This window comes from Mesorhizobium sp. M7D.F.Ca.US.004.03.1.1, from assembly GCF_003998635.1.
GTDB classification, from domain to species: Bacteria; Pseudomonadota; Alphaproteobacteria; order Rhizobiales; family Rhizobiaceae; genus Mesorhizobium; species Mesorhizobium loti.
In genome coordinates this window covers 1-1,415 of sequence record NZ_RZQG01001239.1, presented here as the reverse complement: position 1 = coordinate 1,415, position 1,415 = coordinate 1, and the positions used below count along the sequence as shown (strand labels likewise).

At 62.8% G+C, this 1,415-nt stretch carries 3 protein-coding genes; all 3 read right to left on the bottom strand.

From position 1 onward, the window contains the following. On the bottom strand, nucleotides 1-277 hold a 277-nt coding region (locus EN935_RS35950), incomplete at its 3' end, for a hypothetical protein (RefSeq protein WP_127374224.1). 91 nt (nucleotides 278-368) lie between these two features. Further along, a complete protein-coding gene (locus EN935_RS35945; RefSeq protein ID WP_127263090.1) occupies nucleotides 369-974 on the bottom strand; it encodes an ATP-dependent Clp protease proteolytic subunit in 606 nt (201 codons plus the stop codon). 22 nt (nucleotides 975-996) lie between these two features. Then, on the bottom strand, nucleotides 997-1,415 hold a 419-nt coding region (locus EN935_RS35940), incomplete at its 5' end, for an SRPBCC domain-containing protein (RefSeq protein ID WP_127374223.1).

Genomic DNA, 1,415 nt, shown 5'->3' with positions numbered 1-1,415 from the left:
CTGTTGAGCCGGCGCCGACATCGACGGTGATGCTGCCGGAAATCCTGACATCCGTATCGCCGATCTTGAACTGACCATTGCCGTTGCTGGGAAACGCGTCGTCGGGTTTGGGAGCCGGCTTGGCGATACGATAGTCGCCGGTCACGCCGGGCAGGGCGCCTTTCTGCGCTGGCGAACTGTCCTCTGCAAAAGCCGCGCCGCTCACAAGGCCGGCAAAAGCGAGCACCACGACGGCGATGACGCGGCGCGATGGTCTGGACGGATAAGTGTCGGTCATCGCAAGACTATAGTGACGTGCCGGCGATGGGACCAGACCAGCGTCGTCAAATCTTCGACAACCGGCAGGAGCCAGGATCAGGGGCTTGGCTTCATGCCGCCTTTTTTCGCGTGTCGAAAACATGGTCGACGATGCCCCATGCCTGTGCCTCCCGGGCGGTCATGAAGTGGTCGCGATCCAGCGTGCGCTCGACCTCTTCATAGGTGCGGCCGCAATGTTGCGCGTAGAGTTCGGCCATGTGCCGTTTCGTCCGGCCGATGCGCTCGGCATGACGCTGGATGTCGGAGGCCTGGCCCTGGAAGCCGCCCAGCGGCTGATGCAGCAGGATGGTGGCGTTCGGCAGCGAGATACGACGCCCCGGTGTGCCTGCCATCAGCAGGAAAGAAGCCATCGAGGCGGCAAAGCCCATGCACACGGTGGATACCGGGCAACTGATATATTGCATCGTGTCGTAGATGGCGAAGCCGCTGGTCACCACGCCGCCCGGCGAGTTGATGTAGAGCGAGATCTCCTTGTCGGGATTGTCGGATTCCAGCGACAGCAGCTGTGCGCAGACCAGTGCCGAGATGTCGTCGTTGATCTCGCCATTGATGAAGACGATGCGCTCGCGCAGCAGCCGTGAAAAGATGTCGAAGGCACGTTCGCCGCGGCTCGATTGCTCGATCACCATCGGCACCAGACTGGCAAGGCCGCTCATTGTATGTCTCCGTTGTTGTCGCTCAGGCTGCACGCAGCAAGAGGCGAGGCATGTTTGCGGCGATTGGCTTGCGTGAACTGTCAAGTGAAAGCCGGCAGCCGGCGCCGGCCATGGCAATTGCGGGCATTGCCGTCCGGGCGAAGCCATCATGGACGATGCGCAGATGCGTGCCGCCGGAAACCGTGCGGGCGAGTGTGAAGGTGACAATGCTGTCCAATGGGCTGTCGAGCGGGGCCTGCCGCGCCGCGCCGCCTGGCTGCGAGCGCTCCCGCCAGGAATAGCGCAACAGCCGTTCGGGCTCGGCGTCGAGGATTTCGCATTCGATCGGCGCATTCGGACCGGCGAAGGCAAAACGATTGCCGATCTCGGGTCTGATGTCGTTCGGCATCATCCAGGCGGCGAGCAGCTCCGGAACGGTCAGGGCCCGCCAGACCTTTTCTG